13 protein-coding genes and 2 pseudogenes are annotated in these 15,991 nt (G+C 73.0%); 10 read left to right on the top strand and 5 right to left on the bottom strand.

What is annotated here, in order from left to right:
• The first annotated feature begins 30 nt into the window (after positions 1-30).
• On the top strand, positions 31-1,458 hold the full coding sequence (locus tag LWC33_RS15075; protein ID WP_233305006.1) for a formimidoylglutamate deiminase: 1,428 nt from the start codon (positions 31-33) through the stop codon (positions 1,456-1,458).
• Entirely contained in the window at positions 1,455-2,633 is a 1,179-nt protein-coding gene (gene hutI / locus LWC33_RS15070; protein ID WP_233305005.1) for an imidazolonepropionase, read from the top strand. Before LWC33_RS15075 ends, hutI begins: the two co-directional genes overlap by 4 nt.
• Before the next feature lie 21 nt (positions 2,634-2,654).
• Here the strand turns inward: hutI and hutH are convergent, their stop codons facing one another.
• Positions 2,655-4,199: a histidine ammonia-lyase gene (gene hutH, locus LWC33_RS15065; protein ID WP_308190950.1), complete on the bottom strand. Its 1,545-nt coding sequence runs from the start codon at positions 4,197-4,199 to the stop codon at positions 2,655-2,657.
• 335 nt (positions 4,200-4,534) lie between these two features.
• On the opposite strand from hutH, the gene LWC33_RS15060 reads away from it, so the two are divergent.
• Both LWC33_RS15060 and glyA read left to right on the top strand, forming a co-directional pair.
• Positions 4,535-5,320: an alpha/beta fold hydrolase gene (locus LWC33_RS15060; RefSeq protein WP_233305003.1), complete on the top strand. Its 786-nt coding sequence runs from the start codon at positions 4,535-4,537 to the stop codon at positions 5,318-5,320.
• Between the two features lie 76 nt (positions 5,321-5,396).
• Positions 5,397-6,249, top strand: a pseudogene (gene glyA, locus LWC33_RS15055) (serine hydroxymethyltransferase); the annotation flags it as partial.
• A gap of 94 nt (positions 6,250-6,343) precedes the next feature.
• Here glyA and LWC33_RS15050 read toward each other — a convergent pair.
• The 3 genes and pseudogenes from LWC33_RS15050 to LWC33_RS15040 all read right to left on the bottom strand — a co-directional run.
• Positions 6,344-6,547, bottom strand: a pseudogene (locus LWC33_RS15050) (FAD-dependent oxidoreductase); the annotation flags it as partial.
• 44 nt (positions 6,548-6,591) lie between these two features.
• Positions 6,592-7,176 (bottom strand): hypothetical protein, encoded by a 585-nt coding sequence (locus LWC33_RS15045; RefSeq protein WP_233305002.1) that lies wholly within the window; start codon positions 7,174-7,176, stop codon positions 6,592-6,594.
• A 164-nt stretch (positions 7,177-7,340) separates the two neighbouring features.
• Positions 7,341-8,711, bottom strand: coding sequence for an MFS transporter (locus tag LWC33_RS15040; RefSeq protein WP_233305001.1), 1,371 nt, complete (start codon positions 8,709-8,711; stop codon positions 7,341-7,343).
• 304 nt (positions 8,712-9,015) lie between these two features.
• Between LWC33_RS15040 and LWC33_RS15035 the strand changes: the two genes are divergently transcribed.
• Positions 9,016-9,903: an ABC transporter substrate-binding protein gene (locus tag LWC33_RS15035; protein WP_233305000.1), complete on the top strand. Its 888-nt coding sequence runs from the start codon at positions 9,016-9,018 to the stop codon at positions 9,901-9,903.
• 13 nt (positions 9,904-9,916) lie between these two features.
• On the opposite strand, the gene hmgA is transcribed toward LWC33_RS15035, so the two are convergent.
• Positions 9,917-11,248: a homogentisate 1,2-dioxygenase gene (hmgA, locus tag LWC33_RS15030; RefSeq protein WP_233304999.1), complete on the bottom strand. Its 1,332-nt coding sequence runs from the start codon at positions 11,246-11,248 to the stop codon at positions 9,917-9,919.
• A 120-nt stretch (positions 11,249-11,368) separates the two neighbouring features.
• Here hmgA and LWC33_RS15025 point away from each other — a divergent pair, with 120 nt between their 5' ends.
• From LWC33_RS15025 to LWC33_RS15005, 5 genes are all read left to right on the top strand, one after another.
• Entirely contained in the window at positions 11,369-11,512 is a 144-nt protein-coding gene (locus tag LWC33_RS15025) for a hypothetical protein (protein ID WP_233304998.1), read from the top strand.
• Positions 11,509-12,090 carry an NAD(P)-dependent oxidoreductase gene (locus tag LWC33_RS36030; protein ID WP_233304997.1) on the top strand — a complete coding sequence of 194 codons (582 nt, stop codon included), beginning with the start codon at positions 11,509-11,511 and terminating at the stop codon, positions 12,088-12,090. Before LWC33_RS15025 ends, LWC33_RS36030 begins: the two co-directional genes overlap by 4 nt.
• A 119-nt stretch (positions 12,091-12,209) precedes the next feature.
• Positions 12,210-13,424, top strand: coding sequence for a D-mannonate dehydratase ManD (gene manD, locus LWC33_RS15015; protein ID WP_233304996.1), 1,215 nt, complete (start codon positions 12,210-12,212; stop codon positions 13,422-13,424).
• 4 nt (positions 13,425-13,428) lie between these two features.
• Positions 13,429-14,922 carry a mannitol dehydrogenase family protein gene (locus LWC33_RS15010; protein ID WP_233304995.1) on the top strand — a complete coding sequence of 498 codons (1,494 nt, stop codon included), beginning with the start codon at positions 13,429-13,431 and terminating at the stop codon, positions 14,920-14,922.
• Positions 14,919-15,962, top strand: a complete 1,044-nt coding sequence (locus LWC33_RS15005; protein ID WP_233304994.1) for an NAD(P)-dependent alcohol dehydrogenase — start codon at positions 14,919-14,921, stop codon at positions 15,960-15,962. Before LWC33_RS15010 ends, LWC33_RS15005 begins: the two co-directional genes overlap by 4 nt.
• Positions 15,963-15,991 lie beyond the last annotated feature (29 nt).

Below are 15,991 nucleotides of genomic sequence, written 5' to 3'. Positions count from 1 at the left end.
CGCTGCGCTGATGAAGGAGTGGGCAGCGGCATGACATCGCCGTCGAACGCCCTGCACCAGAGAGCCCTGTGGGCGGACGACCCGGAGGGGCAGTGGTGGTGCGAACACGCCTGGCTGGGCGGTGGCCCCGTGGCCCACGGCGTCCTCCTGACGGTTGCCGAAGGACGCTTCTCCCGTGTCGTGTCCGGGGTCGAGCGCCCGGCGGCGGTGCCCGCCCTGCGCGGGCTGGTCCTCCCCGGCCTGGCGAACGCGCACTCACATGCCTTCCACCGCGCACTGCGATCACGCACGCAGCACGACCGAGGCTCCTTCTGGACCTGGCGCGACCTGATGTACCAGGCGGCGAACACGCTCGACCCCGACACCTACCGGGATCTCGCCACGGCGGTGTTCACGGAGATGGCGCTGGCCGGGGTGACCTCGGTCGGCGAGTTCCACTACCTGCACCACGACGCCCGCGGGGTGCCCTACGACGACCCCAACGCCATGGGGCATGCACTGGCCGACGCCGCAGCAGCTGCAGGCGTGCGCCTGACCCTCCTCGATACCTGCTATCTGAGCTCGAGCGTGGACGGATCACCGCTCAGCGACCTGCAACGTCGCTTCGGGGACGGCTCCGGCGAGCGTTGGGCGGAGCGCGTCGACCCCCTTCGTCACGAGTTCAGCGGCTCGGACACCGTGATCGTCGGGGCGGCTCTGCATTCGGTGCGCGGCGTACCGCTGCAGCACATGCCCCCGGTCGTCGAGTGGGCCGAGGCCCACCGCGCCCCCCTGCACGTGCACTCCTCGGAGCAGACGGCCGAAGTGGAGCAGTGCCTGGCCGTCCACGGACGAACCCCGACGGGCCTGCTCCACGACGCCGGCGTCCTCGGTCCGCGCACCACCGCTGTGCACGCGACGCACCTGACCGAGTCCGACCTGGCGGTGCTCGACTCCACCGCCACCGGGGTCTGCTTCTGTCCGACGACCGAACGCGATCTCGGCGACGGCATCGGGCCCGCGTCCGCCCTTCTCGCCCGCTCGGCCGGCCTCTTCTCCGTGGGCTCCGACAGTCACGCCGTCATCGACCTGTTCGAGGAGGCGCGCGCGGTCGAGCTCCACGAGCGCCTGCGGCGCCGCGAGCGCGGGATCTTCCCGGCCGACCGGTTGCTGAGGGCGGCGACCTCGGACGGCCAGCACGCCCTGGGCTGGAGCGACGCCGGCCTCATCGGCCCCGGCCACCGCGCGGACCTGGTCGCGGTCGACCTGGAATCCGTCCGGACCGCGGGCGGCGGCCCGCGAGCGGAGACCGCGGTCTTCGCGGCTACTGCCGCGGACGTGACCGACGTCGTCGTCGACGGGCGGACGGTGGTCCGGGACCGGCGACACCTGAGGGTGACGGATGTGTCGCGACGGCTGGCCGAGGCGGCGGACCTGGTGTTCGCGGTGCACGGCAGGCGAGAGGGGGCCGTGCGGTGACAGTGCTGTTCACGAACATCGGAGAGCTGACCACGAACGACCCGACGCAGGGCGACGGGTCCCGGTTGGGTCTCGTCCGCGACGCGGCCGTGCTGGTCGACGCCGACCGGGTCGCGTGGGTCGGCCCCGAGAAGTCGGCCCCGGCAGCCGATCGACGGGTCGACGTCGGCGGGTGCGCGGTGATCCCCGGATTCGTCGACTCCCACGCGCATCTGGTCTTCGCCGGCGACCGGGCGGAGGAGTTCGCCGCGCGCATGACCGGAGCCAGGTACGACGCCGGCGGCATCCAGACCACGGTGCGGGCGACCCGCCGGGCGGACGATCACGCCCTGCTCGCCACTGTCACCGCACTTCGGCAGGAGATGCTGGCTCAAGGCACCACGACCGTCGAGTGCAAGAGCGGTTACGGCCTGACGGTCGACGACGAGGCCCGGTCGCTGAGGATCGCCGCTCAGGTCACCCCCGAGGTGACCTTTCTCGGCGCACATGTCGTGCCGCCGGAGTACCAGGGCCGCAGGGACGACTACGTGGATCTCGTCCGCGGGCCCATGCTCGACGCGTGTGCCCCACTGGCCAGATGGGCTGACGTGTTCTGCGACCGAGGAGCCTTCGACGCCGACGAGGCCCGCGCGATCCTCGAGGCCGCAGCCGAACGCGGACTGCGACCGCGCCTGCACGCCGGCCAGCTGCAACTCGGCCGGGGCATCGCCCTGGCGGTCCAGCTGAAGGCGGCCTCCGTCGACCACTGCACGTTCGTCTCCGACGACGACCTCGAAGCCCTGGCCGAGGCCGGCGACGTCACCGTCGCCACGTTGCTGCCCGGAGTCGAGTTCTCGACCCGCTCACCGTGGCCCGACGGAAGGCGGATGATCGACGCCGGGGTCACGGTCGCGCTCGCCACCGACTGCAACCCCGGCAGCTCCTACACCTCCAGCATGGCCTTCTGCATCGCACTGGCCGTTCGCGACATGGGACTCAGTCCTGCCGAGGCCCTGTGGTCAGCCACCTGCGGCGGCGCGGCGGCACTGCGCCGCAGCGATGTCGGCGTTATCGCACCGGCACGACGAGCCGACTTCCTCAGGCTCAAGGCGCCGTCCTACGTTCATCTCGCCTATCGCCCTGGGGTTCCGCTGATCGGCGACGTCGTCCTCGCAGGGATCGTGGCGCGCACGTGACGAGGCGGACTGCGTCGGCGGTTACCGGAGGGGGCCGACGGCGGACTCGGCGGCCCGCACGACGTCACCACGACGGACCAGCTCGGTGACCCGCTCGATCTCGGGGGAGAGCCACCGGTCGGCGCCGACGCCGGCGATGCTCTGGCGCAGCAGGGCCACGACCGCCGTCGATGCGGGCCCGGGCTGTAGTGGAGCGCGAAGGTCCAGCCCGCGCGCCGCCGCGAGAATCTCGATGCCGATCACGCGCAGCAGGCCATCGATGGCTCTGCGCAGCTTTCTCCCGGCCGACCAGCCCATCGACACGTGGTCCTCCTGCATGGCGGAGGAGGGGATGGAGTCGACGCTCGCGGGGTTCGCCAGGCGTTTGAGCTCGCTGACCAGTGCCGCCTGCGCGTACTGCGCGATCATCATGCCGGAGTCGATGCCCGGCGACTCCGCCAGGAAGGCCGGCAGCCCGTGCGAACGGCTCGGGTCGAGCAAGCGGTCGGTGCGTCGCTCGCTGATCGATGCCATGTCGGCTGCGGCGATGGCGAGGAAGTCCAGGACGTAGCCGACGGGGGCTCCGTGGAAGTTCCCGTTGCTCTCCACGCGCCCGTCCGGGAGCACCACGGGGTTGTCGATGGCGCTCCCCAGCTCGATCGCGGCCACGTCGGCGGCATGCTGAAGGGTGCCTCGCGCGGCTCCGGCGACCTGGGGTGCACAGCGCAGCGAGTAGGCGTCCTGCACGACGGTGCAGTCCTCGCCACGATGACTCTCCACGATCTCGGAGCCGGCGAGCAGGCGGTAGATGTTCTGCGCCGAGGCCAGCTGCCCGGGATGGGGCCGCATGCCCTGCAGCTCCGGCGCGAAGACGCGGTCCGTACCCAGCAGGGCTTCCACGCTCATGGCCGCCGCGACGTCGGCCGCGGTGAACAGCGCGCCGAGGTCGTGAACGGCCAGGGCGAGCATCCCGAGCATGCCGTCCGTCCCGTTGATGAGGGCCAGCCCCTCCTTGGCCGCCAGCCGAAGGGGCTCGAGGCCGTGCGCGGCCAGTGCCTCCCGACCCGGCACGACCTCACCGGCGCTCGTGCGGACCTCGCCTTCTCCGATGGCCGCGAGAGCGCAGTGCGCGAGCGGAGCGAGGTCGCCCGAGCAGCCGAGGGAGCCGTACTCGTGGACCACCGGCGTCAGTCCGAGGTTCAGCATCGCCACGTACCGAGCGGCCACCTCGGACCGCACGCCCGTGTGGCCGGTCGTGAAGGTCTGCAGGCGCAGGAGCATCAGGGCGCGGACGACCTCGCGCTCGACCTCCGGGCCGGTGCCCGCTGCATGTGAGCGGACCAGAGCGTGCTGCAGGGCCTCCCGCGAGACCTTGTCGATCCTGGTCGAGGCGAGTGCGCCGAAGCCCGTCGAGACGCCGTAGATCGCGCGGTCGGATGAGGCGAGCTCGTCGACAGCCGCCCGAGCGACGAACATCGACGCTGCCGCGGTCGCGTCGATCTCGACCCGGGCGTCGTGCCGAGCAACCGCAACCACCTCGGACACCGTCAGCGGTCTGCCCCCGACGACGACCCGGCGACCGTTCACGCCTGCATGCGGCGAAGCCACGGCGTACCACTCCTCTCCTGCCGCCTCCCGACGAGGCCTGAACAGCCGGCGAAGGCGCCCCTGACCGCGACGGTAGGGAACACAGCCGGGAGGACTCGGCCACTGCACCACACGGCGCGGTGTCAACCGGCGCGTTCCCCTGCCGACGCCACACATGCGAAGTGTGCGGATCAGCCGAGCTGCCCGCCAGAGCCGACTTCCTGACAGCGTCCGGCGGGGGAGCCGGCGGCGGTCCACTCCAAGCTCAGGTCGTGCTGATCGTCGGCGGCTCACCGGGGCCTACCCGCTCTGAGCCCGTGCGGCAGGGTTGTCCCATGACCGACGCGACCGCTCCGGACGGGGCCAGGATCCACGCCGACGTCGCCGGTGAGGGCGAGCCGCTGGTGCTGTTGGCGGGTCAGGCGAACTCCCACCACTGGTGGGACCCGATCCGGGCGGACTTCGCCGGGTTCTGCACGATCGCCGTCGACACCCTCGGGACGGGGGAGTCGACGGCGCCCTGGGGCGCCGAGTACAGCACCCGCCGCTTCACCCGGGACGTCGTCGCCGTGCTCGACGCGCTCGGCGTTGCCCGCGCGCACGTCTACGGCACGTCCATGGGCGGCAAGATCGCGCAGTGGCTGGCCATCGACCATCCGCAGCGGGTGGGGGCGCTGGTGCTGGGCTGCACCACGACCGGCGGGCCGGACGCACCCGTGGCGGGCAAGGACGTCGTCGGCCCGCTCGCGGGGCCGGCGGCCGTGGCGCAGCGGGCGCTGGCCGAGCTGATGTTCACCCCGGCCTGGCTCGCGGAACACCCCGGCCCGTACTCGGTCCTCGGGGACGACGGGATGATCTCGGCCGCGCGGCGCGGGCACCGCCGTGCGAGTGCCCAGCACGACGCCCGGGAGCAGGTCTCCATGATCATCGCGCCGACGCTGGTCGTGCACGGCACCGAGGACCTGTTCTGCCCCACCGCGAACGGTGCAGAGCTGGCCGAGCGGATCCCTGATGCCGCGCTGCACCTGGTCGAGGCGGCGCGGCATGCGTACTTCGAGGAGTTCCGCGCGGAGGCGACGCCCCTCGTGCTCGGGTTCCTGCGCGAGCACGCGCTCAGCTGACGCGGCCGCCGGGGCGCCGAAAATCCCAGCGGATCCGGCTGCCGCCGTGAGGCAGGTCACTCTCTACACTCTGAGCCAGCTGTACGACGTTGCCGCATACCACGTGCGCGAGGACGACCACCGGATCGACATGGCCGAGGTCGAGCGCCTCGCCCAGGAGCGCAAGCCCGAGCTGATCATCGCCGGGTGGTCGGCGTACCCGCGCCGGCTGGACTTCGCCGAGTTCCGCCGCATCGCCGACTCCGTGGGCGCGTACCTGATGGTCGACATGGCGCACTTCGCCGGGCTGGTGGTCGCGGGCCTGCACCCGAGCCCGGTGCCGCACGCGCATGTGGTCACCTCGACCACGCACAAGACCCTCGGCGGCCCGCGCGGTCGGGTCATCCTGGCCACGGCGGACCTGGCGAAGAAATTCGACTCGAGCGTGTTCCCCGGCCAGCAGGGCGGTCCGCTCGAGCACGTGATCGCGGCGAAGGCGGTGTCGTTCAAGCTCGCCGGTGAGCCGGCGTTCCGCGAGCGCCAGCAGCGCACCCTGGAGGGCGCGAAGCTCCTCGCCGAGCGGCTGCTGGTCGAGGAGAGCGTGGGCGTGGTCTCCGGCGGCACGGACGTGCACCTGGTGCTGGTGGATCTGCGCAACTCCGAGCTCGACGGCCAGCAGGCCGAGGACCGGCTGCACCGGGTCGGCATCACCGTCAATCGCAACGCCGTGCCCTTCGACCCGCGCCCGCCGATGGTCAGTTCCGGCGTCCGGATCGGTACTCCCGCGCTGGCCGCCCGCGGCTTCGGCCCGGAGGAGTTCACCGAGGTCGCCGACGTCATCGCGCTCGCCCTGCGCCCCGCCATCACCGAGTCCCGAGCTCGACGCCCTCGCCGCCCGTGTCGCGGTGCTCGCCCAGCGCCACCCCCTCTACCCGGAGCTGCAGGTATGACCACCACGAACGCCACGACGACTCCTCCCGGCGCGCCTGCCTCGCGCAGCGCCGCGACGACCTGTTCGCCGGCGAAGGGTTCGGCGGTGGGCAGCACGCCGTCGCGGGCGAGCACGGTGACGGTGCTCCCGAGTGCGGCGAACGCCGTGGCCATCTCGCTGGCGACGACGCCGCCGATGACGGCGAACCGGCGGGGTACGGAGGCTGTGGAGACGGCCTCGCGGCTGGACCACACCGCGGCCTCGCGCAGGCCGGGCAGGTCGGGCAGTAGCGCGCTGCTGCCGGTGGCGACGACCACGGCGTGTCGGGCGGTGAGGGTGACCACACCGCCGTCGGCGTCGGTCACCTCGACGACCCGGGGGCCGGTCGGTCGCCGGTGCGGGCGGCGCGGCCGAGACGCAGCGCCGAGACGAGGAAGAAGACGCCGCCGAGGGTGGCGTAGCCGGCGATGCCCACCAGCGAGGGAGCCGCCTGGCCGGCGCTGAGGAAGAACGAGACGCCGACGAGGACGGACAGCCCACCGCTGAGGATCACCGGCCACTGCCCACCCAGCGCACGGCGGCTGATGGCGACGATCAGCTGGATGAGGCCGGAGACGAAGGCCCAGGCGCCCCAGATCCGCAGGACCGCGGGGGCGCCGGAGGCGGCGGCGATGCCCAGGCCGACCGCGGCGAGCAGGCTGATCGCGATGTTCACATACAGCCCGGCCGCCGAGGAGCCGGCCCTGGAGGACCGGGCGTCGACCACGGCGGCCACCGCGTCGAACAGCGGGTACAGCACGACGAGCACGGCACCGGCGGCTCCGAGCTCCTGCCCGGTCAGGACCAGCAGGGCCGCCCACACGACGGCGAACCCGAACCGGACGAAGTACAGCCGCCGCAGCGCGGGTGCGAACCCGGCGGGGGCGGGGGAGACGGCGGTACTCACGAAGTTCTCCTTCGGTGACGAGCGGTGCGTCGTCAGCGGCCGATGGCCTTGGCGGACAGGCGGTCGACCGTGGTGTCGCCCTGCTGGGCCGCCCGGACGAGGTCACGCAGCCGAGAGATTCCCGGCCCAGCCGGTGGTTCGATCAGCGTCCTGCCGGCGCGAGGTCAAGCCGAAGGGCCGGGACCTCGCCCGGGTGCGTCTCCCGTCGCCGTCAGCGCCCGCTGGTGTGTCTCGGGGAGGCGGTGCAGGCAGCCCAAGGCGATCGCCAGTAGCCCTGCCATGCACAGGCCGAGGGCGATCGGGCCCCAGGCCGAGGCCGTCAGCGGGGCGGCGACCAGCAGGATGAGGGCGCCGCCGGCGACCCCGCCGAGGTTGTAGCTCACCCCAGACCCGGTGTAGCGGTACCGGGTCGGGAACATCTCCGGCACGTAGGCGCCCAGCGGGCCGTAGGCCGGGCCGAGGAGGGCGAGCAGGACGACGATCCCGGCGCCGATCGCGACGGGCGAGCGGGTGTCGAGCAGCGGGAAGAGCACCAGCACCCACACGGCCAGACCGATGCAGCCCGCCAGAACGACGCGGCGGCGCCCGAGGCGGTCGGACAGCACGGCGGCGTAGGCGGTGGTCACCACCGAGACTGCCGCGCCGACGATGTCGATCACGAGGATGTCTGCCTTGCTCATGCCCAGGCTGCTGGTCGCGTAGCTGGTCAGGTAGGACGTGGCGACCGACATGGCGGCGAACACGCCGGTGGTCAGGCCGGTCGCGAGCAGCATCGTCCTGGGCTGGTGCCGCCACACCTCGAGGAAGGGAACGCCGCGGCGGGGGGCGGTGCGGGCGGCGTCGGTGAAGACCGGCGTCTCATCGGTGTGCAGGCGCACGTAGAGCCCGACCCCGATCAGCAGCGCGCTCAACAGGAACGGCACCCGCCAGCCCCAGGAGAGGAAGGCGTCGCTCGTCTCACCGATCCCGAGGTCGACCGCGAGGAAGGTGGCGCAGGCGAGCGCGAACGCGACGGTGGCGCCGACCTGCGGGTAGAGGGCGAAGCGTCCGCGTTGCCCGTCGGGGGCGTTCTCGGTCGCGAAGAGGGCGGCCCCGGCCCATTCCCCGCCCACGGCCAGGCCCTGCACGGCGCGGAGGGCGACCAGCAGGATCGGGGCGGCGACGCCGAGGGTCGCGGCGCCGGGCATCAACCCGACTGCGACGGTGCACAGGCCCATCGTCATCAGCGTGACGATCAGGGTGCGCTTGCGGCCGAGCCGGTCGCCGACGTGCCCGAAGAGGATCGACCCGACCGGCCGGAACACGTACACCAGGGCGAAGGTCCCGAACGCCGCGAGCGTCCCGAGGACGCCGTTCGTGTGCGGGAAGAAGACCTTGTGGAAGACGAGCGCGGCGGCGGTGCCGTAGATGAAGTAGTCGTAGAACTCGATCGTGGTGCCGGCCATGCTGGCGAGGTTGATCCGGCGGATCGCGGAGGGCGCGGGCGAGGCCGCCGGCGCCGCCGGCGTCGGCGGGGTGAGGACGGCCGCGGTCAAGGTTGCTCCTCTCCGGTCGGTGCGGTGGGTGACCGTCAGCGTCGACCTGGGGGAGCGCCGCCGGGATCGACCGACCGGCCGGATTCGCGGGTGACGCGCAGGCGGGGCGATCGGGGGACGTAGCGCCCGCCACCCGGCGTCCCCATGCTGGTTCCTCCCTGAACGCTCCGGCTCGTCGACGAGGAGTGCGGCGGTGATCCGGCACCTCGGAGAGATCGACGTCGGCGGATCGATCGCGCTGTCCGTGCGGGCGCGTGCTCGTAGAATCCTTGCTCCGCGGCCGCCTCGGCGCGGGATCCAGCGGGTGGGAGTGATCAGGATGGTGTTCCGGATCCAGCCGCACGTGCGGCTGCACGAGTGGGTCGCCGAGGAACGGGGCTTCTTCGTCGAGGAGGGCCTGGACCACGAGTTCGACGCCGGCTTCGCCGGCGGCTCGGCGGGCGGCGTGAGCTCGGCCGGCGAGGTGCCACTGCAGGTGCGCAGCGGCGCCTTCGAGGACATGCAGGCCGGCCGACCCTCGGACGTGTCCTGTGCCTGCCACTGGGCGGTGAACGCGGCGGCCACGGCCGAGCACGGCAAGATGTACGGCAAGGCGTACTCCGTGTGCCCGGCGGGGATATACGTCGCTGCGGACTCCGAGCTGCAGCAACCCGCCGATCTCGCCGGGATCGAGGTCGGCGTCGGGTACCACTCGGGCAGCCACTATTCGGCGCTGCAGGCGCTCGAGGCGTTCCTGCCGCGCGAGCAGGTGACGCTCGGCTTCTTCGGCAGGCCGTTCGACCGGGCCAGGCTGCTGCTGCAGGGCCGGGCACGTGCGGTGAACGTCTGGGGCGCCCCCGCCTACGTGCTGGAGCAGCGCGGATTCCGCAAGCTCGTGGACACCACCTTCGTGATGGGCTTCCTGCTCGCCGCGCAGGTGGACCCCGACGACGTCGAACGCTACTTCCGGGCGCTGCTGCGAGCCCAGCAGGAGATCGATCTCGAGCCGCACCGCTACACCCCGCACTGGGCCCGGGAGATGCCGGCGGACCTGCTCGAGCTGGTCGACGTACGCCGCTTCGGGCCCGGCGAACGCGTCGTGCCGCAGCCCTACACGCGCGAGATGTTCGACCGCACCCAGGGCTGGATGCGGGAATGGGACCTGCTCGACGTCACGACGCCGACCCGCTACGAGGAAACCGTGCTCAGCTGACGGGAGGCGAGGGTCAGCCCGTGAAGCCTCGTTCGATTCCGCTCCAGACGCCGTCGTAGTCGGACTGGCGGTGGACGGCGTCGTGGGCGAAGTCGGGGACGGTGATGGGCCAGCGGGTCTCGAACATGAAGGCGAGGGTGTCGGTGATCTTCTGCGGGGCGAGCTCGGCGCTGCTGGCCTTGCGGTAGGTCTCGGCGTCGGGGCCGTGCGCGCTCCACATGTTGTGCAGGCTGGCGCCGCCGGGCAGGAAGCCTTCGGCCTTGGCGTCGTAGACGCCGTGGACCAGGCCCATGAACTCGCTCATGACGTTGCGGTGGTACCAGGGCGGGCGGAAGGTGTCCTCGCCGACGAGCCAGCGCGGGGCGAACACGACGAAGTCCGCGTTCGCCTGGCCGGGGGTGTCGGTGGGCGAGGTGAGCACGGTGTAGATCGACGGGTCCGGGTGGTCGTAGGAGACCGTGCCGAGCACGTTGAACCGGGCGGTGTCGTACTTGTAGGCGGAGTGGGTGCCGTGCCAGGCGACGACGTCGAGCGGGGAGTGGTCGTAGTCGGCCGCCCAGAGCTGTCCGGCGTACTTCTGCACGACCTGGACGGTTTCCTCGCGGTCCTCGTAGGCGGCGACGGGGTAGCGGAAGTCGCGGGGGTTGGCCAGGCCGTTGGCGCCGATGGGGCCGAGCTCGGGCAGGACGAAGGGGTGGCCGTAGTTCTCGCAGACGTAGCCCCGGGCGGGCCCGTCGGGCAGCTCGACGCGGAAGCGGACCCCGCGGCCGATCACGGCGATCTCGCCGGGGGCGGCGTGGAGGCGGCCGTACTCGGTGTGCACCAGCAGCGCGCCCTGCTGGGGGACGAGCAGGAGCTCGCCGTCGGCGTCGACGAAGTAGCGGTCGGTCATGGAGCGGTCGGCGGCATAGAGGTGGATGCCGATGCCGGCGCGTTGGCGGACGTCGCCGTTCACCCCGACGGTGTAGAGGCCGTCGACGAAGTCGGTGGGTTGTTGTGGGAGGGGTAGCGGGTCCCAGCGCAGCCGGTTGGGGTCGGTGATCCCGGTGGTGTCCGGGGCGGAGCGCAGCAGGCCGGTGTCGATGCGGCGGAACGGGGGGTGCGCGGCCGAGGGCCGGATCCGGTAGACCCAGCTGCGCCGGTTGACCGCGCGCGGCTCGGTGAAGGCGGTCGCGCTGTGCTGCTCGGCGTAGAGACCGAGCGGGGCCCGTTGCGGGGAGTTGCGCCCGACGGGCAGAGCGCCCGGGACCGCCTCCGAGGCGTGCTCGTTGCCGAAGCCCGACGAGTAGGTCAGCTCGGCTCCCGTGCTGGGCGCGGTGGCCACCGAGGGCAGCGTGCTGGTCATCGACCTTCTCCTTCGTCGGTCGGACGTGCGAGTCGGTTCGAGGGTGTCAGAGGTGGGTGACTGCGTCGAGCACGGCGACAGCGGCGCTCGACAAGCGCCAGCGCCCGGCCGAGGACCTCGATGGACAGCCGCCCGGCGCGGCCCATCGGCACGTCGATGCTGGGGGAGGCCCGCACCCCGCGCACCCAGCGCCTGGACACCCACCTCGTGGTCCGGGGCTCCACCGGCCCGCTGACCCACCCCAAGACCGGAGTGCGCTCGTGAAGATCGTCGTCGCCGACGCCAACCTGGCCCCGCTGCGGGCCCATCTCGAGGAGGGCTTTCCGACCGGGTCGGAGGTGAGCTGGCCCGGCCCCCGGGACCTCGACGCCGTCGCCGCGGCCGTGGTCGACGCGGACGTGCTCGTCGCGGGCCGCTGCCCCGCCGCCGTCGGCGCGGCCGGGAGGGCTCTGAAGCTGGTGCACGCCGCGGGCGCCGGGGTGGACGGCATCGATGTCGCCGGGCTCCCGGCGGGCGCGGTCGTCGCCAACACGTTCCACCACGAGGACTCGATCGCCGAGTACGTCGTGGCCACCACGATCCTGCTGCGCCGGGGCTTCCTCACCCAGGACACCGCGCTGCGCCGGGACGAGTGGGCCTCGCCGGCCCACGACCCGGCGCTGCCGTGGGGCAACTCGCTGGGCGCCGCGACGATCGGGTTCGTCGGGTTCGGGCACATCGGCGCCCGGACATGGGAGCGGTTCCGCGCGTTCGGCGCCCGCGGGGTGACCGTTCCTATCCGGCCTCCGGCAACCACGGGGCACCCTCGGAGCTGCCCTTCCGGGAGCTGCCGAACGTCCTGATGACCCCGCACTCCTCCGGCCTGACCCGGCAGACCTTCATCGGCCCGCGCCCAGGACATCGCCGCCAACGTGCGGCGGCTCGCGGCGGGGGAGCCCCTGGTGAACGTGGTGACCACGGCATGAGCACCATCGTCTCCGCGGACGTGCTGGTCACCAGCCCGGGCCGCAACTTCGTCTCGCTGAAGATCACCACGTCGGACGGCGTCGTCGGTTGGGGCGACGCCACGCTCAACGGCCGCGAGCTCGCCGTCGCGAGCTACCTGCGCGACCACGTGTGCCCGATCCTGATCGGCCGCGATCCCTCCGCGATCGAGGACACCTGGCAGTACCTCTACCGCGGGGTCTACTGGCGGCGCGGCCCGGTCACCATGGCGGCCATCGGCGCGGTCGACCTCGCGTTGTGGGACATCAAGGGCAAGATCTGCGGGCAGCCGGTCTACCAGCTGCTCGGCGGCAAGGTCCGGGAGCGGATCCTCTCCTACACCCACGCCACCGGGTGGGACGTCCCCGCGCTGCTCGACGCCGTCGCCGCCCAGCGGGAGCGCGGGTTCCGCGCGGTCCGCGTGCAGACCGGGGTGCCGGGACTGGACTCGGTCTACGGCGTGACCAAGGACGGCAGCGCCTACGAGCCCGCCGGCCGCGGCCTCGCCCCCGTCGAGGAGGTCTGGAACACCACCGCCTACCTGCGGTATGTGCCCGGCGCCCTCGCCGAGGTCCGCGCCGCCGTCGGGCCGGACCTGGAACTGCTGCACGACGCCCACCACCGGCTCACCCCGAACCAGGCGGCCCAGCTGGCCAAGGCGCTGGAGCCGGTGGACCTGTTCTGGCTCGAGGACGTGACGCCCGCCGAGAACCAGGAGGTGCTGCGGCGGGTGCGCGAGCACACCACGGTCCCGCTGGCGATCGGGGAGGTCTTCACCACGATCTGGGAGTTCCAGCAGCTGATCAGCGAACAGTTGATCGACTACGTCCGGGCCGCGGTCTCGCACGTCGGTGGGATCACCCCGCTACGCCGGATCGCCGCGCTCGCCGAGGTGTGGCAGGTGCGGCTCGCCCCGCACGGCCCCTCGGACGTGTCGCCGATCGCACTCGCCGGCGCCACGCACGTCGGGCTGGCCACGCCGAACTTCGCGATCCAGGAGTACATGGGGTACCCGGACCGGGTGCACGAGGTGTTCCGGCACGCCTGGACCTACGCCGACGGGCACCTGCACCCCGGCGACGCGCCCGGCCTCGGCGTCGCCGTCGACGAGGAGCTCGCCGCCCGCTTCCCCTACGAGCCCGCCTACCTGCCCGTCGCGCGTCGGCTCGAGGGCACCCTCACGGATTGGTGATGCAGTGACCACCCCGGTGACCACCCCGGAACGCCTCACCCGGAGCACCACCCCGGGCCCGACCCTCCTGCACCGCCGGGAGGTGAGCGAGACCGGAATCGTCCACCTCGGACTGGGCAACTTCCACCGCGCCCACCAGGCGGTGCACACCGCCGCCGCGCTGGAGGCCGAGGACGGACCCTGGGGCATCCTCGGGGTGGCCAGCCGCTCCGCCGCCGTCGCCGACGCCCTGCGCGCCCAGGACCTGCGCTACTCGGTGCTGGAGATCTCGCCCGAGGGCAGCCGCGTGTCGGTGCCCGCCGTGCACACCGGTGTGCTCGTCGCCGCCCAGGATCCCGCGGCCGTGATCGACGCGGTCGCGGCGGCCCGGATCGTCACCCTCACCGTGACCGAGCACGGCTACACGATCGACCCGCGCACGGGCTCGCTCGCGCTCGACCACCCCGGCGTGCGCGCCGACCTCGCGGGTGGCGCGCCGCAGACCACGCTCGGGCAGATCGTGCGCGGCCTGCAGCGCAGGCTCCGGGCCGGCGGCGCGCCGATCACCGTGATGAGCTGCGCCAACCTCATCGAGAACGGGAACACCACCGCACGCCTGGTGGGTGAGTTCGTGGCCGCGCTGCCGGCGGCGGAGCGCGCGGAGCTCGAGCCGTACCTGGCGCACGTCGCGTTCCCGAACAGCATGGTCGACCGGATCGTCCCGGCCACCACGGACGCCTACCGCGCCGAGGCGGCGCGGCTGCTCGGGGTGCGGGACGAGGTCCCGGTCCCCGCGGAGCCGTTCAGCATGTGGGCGATCGAGGACGACTTCGCCGCGGGCAAGCCCGCGTGGGAGCGCGGCGGCGCCCGGTTCACCATCGACGTGGCCGGCTACGAGCTGCTCAAGCTGCGGTTGCTCAACGGCACCCACTCGCTGATCGCCTACCCGGGCGCGCTGGCGGGCTGCGACACGATCCCGCAGTCCAGCGCCCGCTCCGCGATCCGCGCCGCGGCGGACACCGTGCTGCGCGAGGACTACCTGCCCACGGTCCCGGTGCGCGCGGACGTGGACCTCGAGGAGTACGTCGCGCAGCTGTTCACCCGCTGGTCGAACTCGGCACTGGGGCACCGCACCCGCCAGGTCGCCTCGGACGGTTCGGTGAAGCTCGCCCAGCGCGTCCCCGAGCCCGCGCTGCACCACCTGGCCGCGGGCCGGATGCCGCACGGGCTGGCGCTGACGGTCGCCGCCTACCTGTGCTGCATCGCCCCGCCCGCCGGGTTCGACGCCGGCCCGCACGCGGCCGCCATGTCCGACCCTGCCCGTGAGCGGCTCGCGCCGTTCGCCTGCCGTCCCACCACGGAGTTCGTGGCCGCGGCCCTGGGCGCCGGCCTGCTCGGCACCGAGCTGGCCGACCACCTCGGGTTCCGCGCCCGCGTCGCCGAGCTGGTGGACCTGCTGGTCCGCCACGGCGCCGACGCCGCCGCCCGCGAGCTCACCCTGACCGAGGAGGCCGCATGACCGCCGCAGTGCAGCCCGTGCACCCTGCATCCACCCGGGCCGCCGTCCTGCACGGTCCCGAGGACCTGCGCATCGAGGAGCTGCCGCTGCCCGCGCTCGGCCCGGACGACGTCCTGGTCCAGGTGGACGCCGTCGGCGTCTGTGGCTCGGACATGCACTACTTCGCCAGCGGCCGCAACGGGCAGAACGTGCTCCGGCAGCCCACCGTGCTCGGGCACGAGGCGTCCGGCGTGGTCGTCGAGGCCGGGGCACTGGCCGAGGTGGCGGTCGGCACGCGCGTCGCCGTCGAGCCCGCCGTGGGCTGCGGCCGGTGTGCCACCTGTCGCTCCGGGCACTACAACCTGTGCCCGACGGGCACGTGCTTCGGCTCGCCGCCCACCCACGGCACGATCGCCCAGTTCCTGGTGGCGCCGTCGCGGTCGGTGCACCCGCTGCCCGACGCCATCGGCACCGAGCTCGGCTCGCTGATCGAGCCGCTGGCCGTGGCGGTGCACGCCGTCCAGCGGGCCGACGTCCGGCTGGGCCACCGCGTGCTCGTCACCGGCGCGGGCCCGATCGGCATCCTCGTCGCGCAGGTGGCCCGGGCCGCCGGGGCCGAGGAGGTCGTGGTCACCGACATCAACGACGACCGCCTGGCGCGCGCCGCCGAGCTGGGCGCCACGTCGGTGGTCAACACCGCGAGCACGGAGCTCGCCCATACCGGCATGGACCGGCTGCTCGAGTGCACCGCCGTCCCCGCCGTGCTGTGGCAGGGCATCCGGGCGCTCGGCCCGGCCACCCGGGCCACGGTCGTCGGACGGGCGACACCCGCCGTCGACGGGCTCCCGCTGGCGTTCCTGCAGCGGTGGGAGATCGACCTGGGCACCGCGTTCCGCTACGCCCACGCATTCCCGACCGCGATCGCCCTGGCGGCAAGTGGACGGGTGGACCTGGCCGGCGTGCTGACCGGCCGGTTCCCGCTCGACCGGGCCGCGGAGGCCCTCCGCGCGCCCGTGCAGGACCCGACCCACCTCAAGGTCGTCGTCCGCCCCGGGGACTGACCCCGACCCATCCGATCCCCCGACCGTTC

The organism is Pseudonocardia terrae (genome assembly GCF_021343995.1).
In the GTDB taxonomy this organism is placed as follows: domain Bacteria; phylum Actinomycetota; class Actinomycetes; order Mycobacteriales; family Pseudonocardiaceae; genus Pseudonocardia; species Pseudonocardia terrae.
This window is presented reverse-complemented; position numbering and strand designations above follow the sequence as displayed.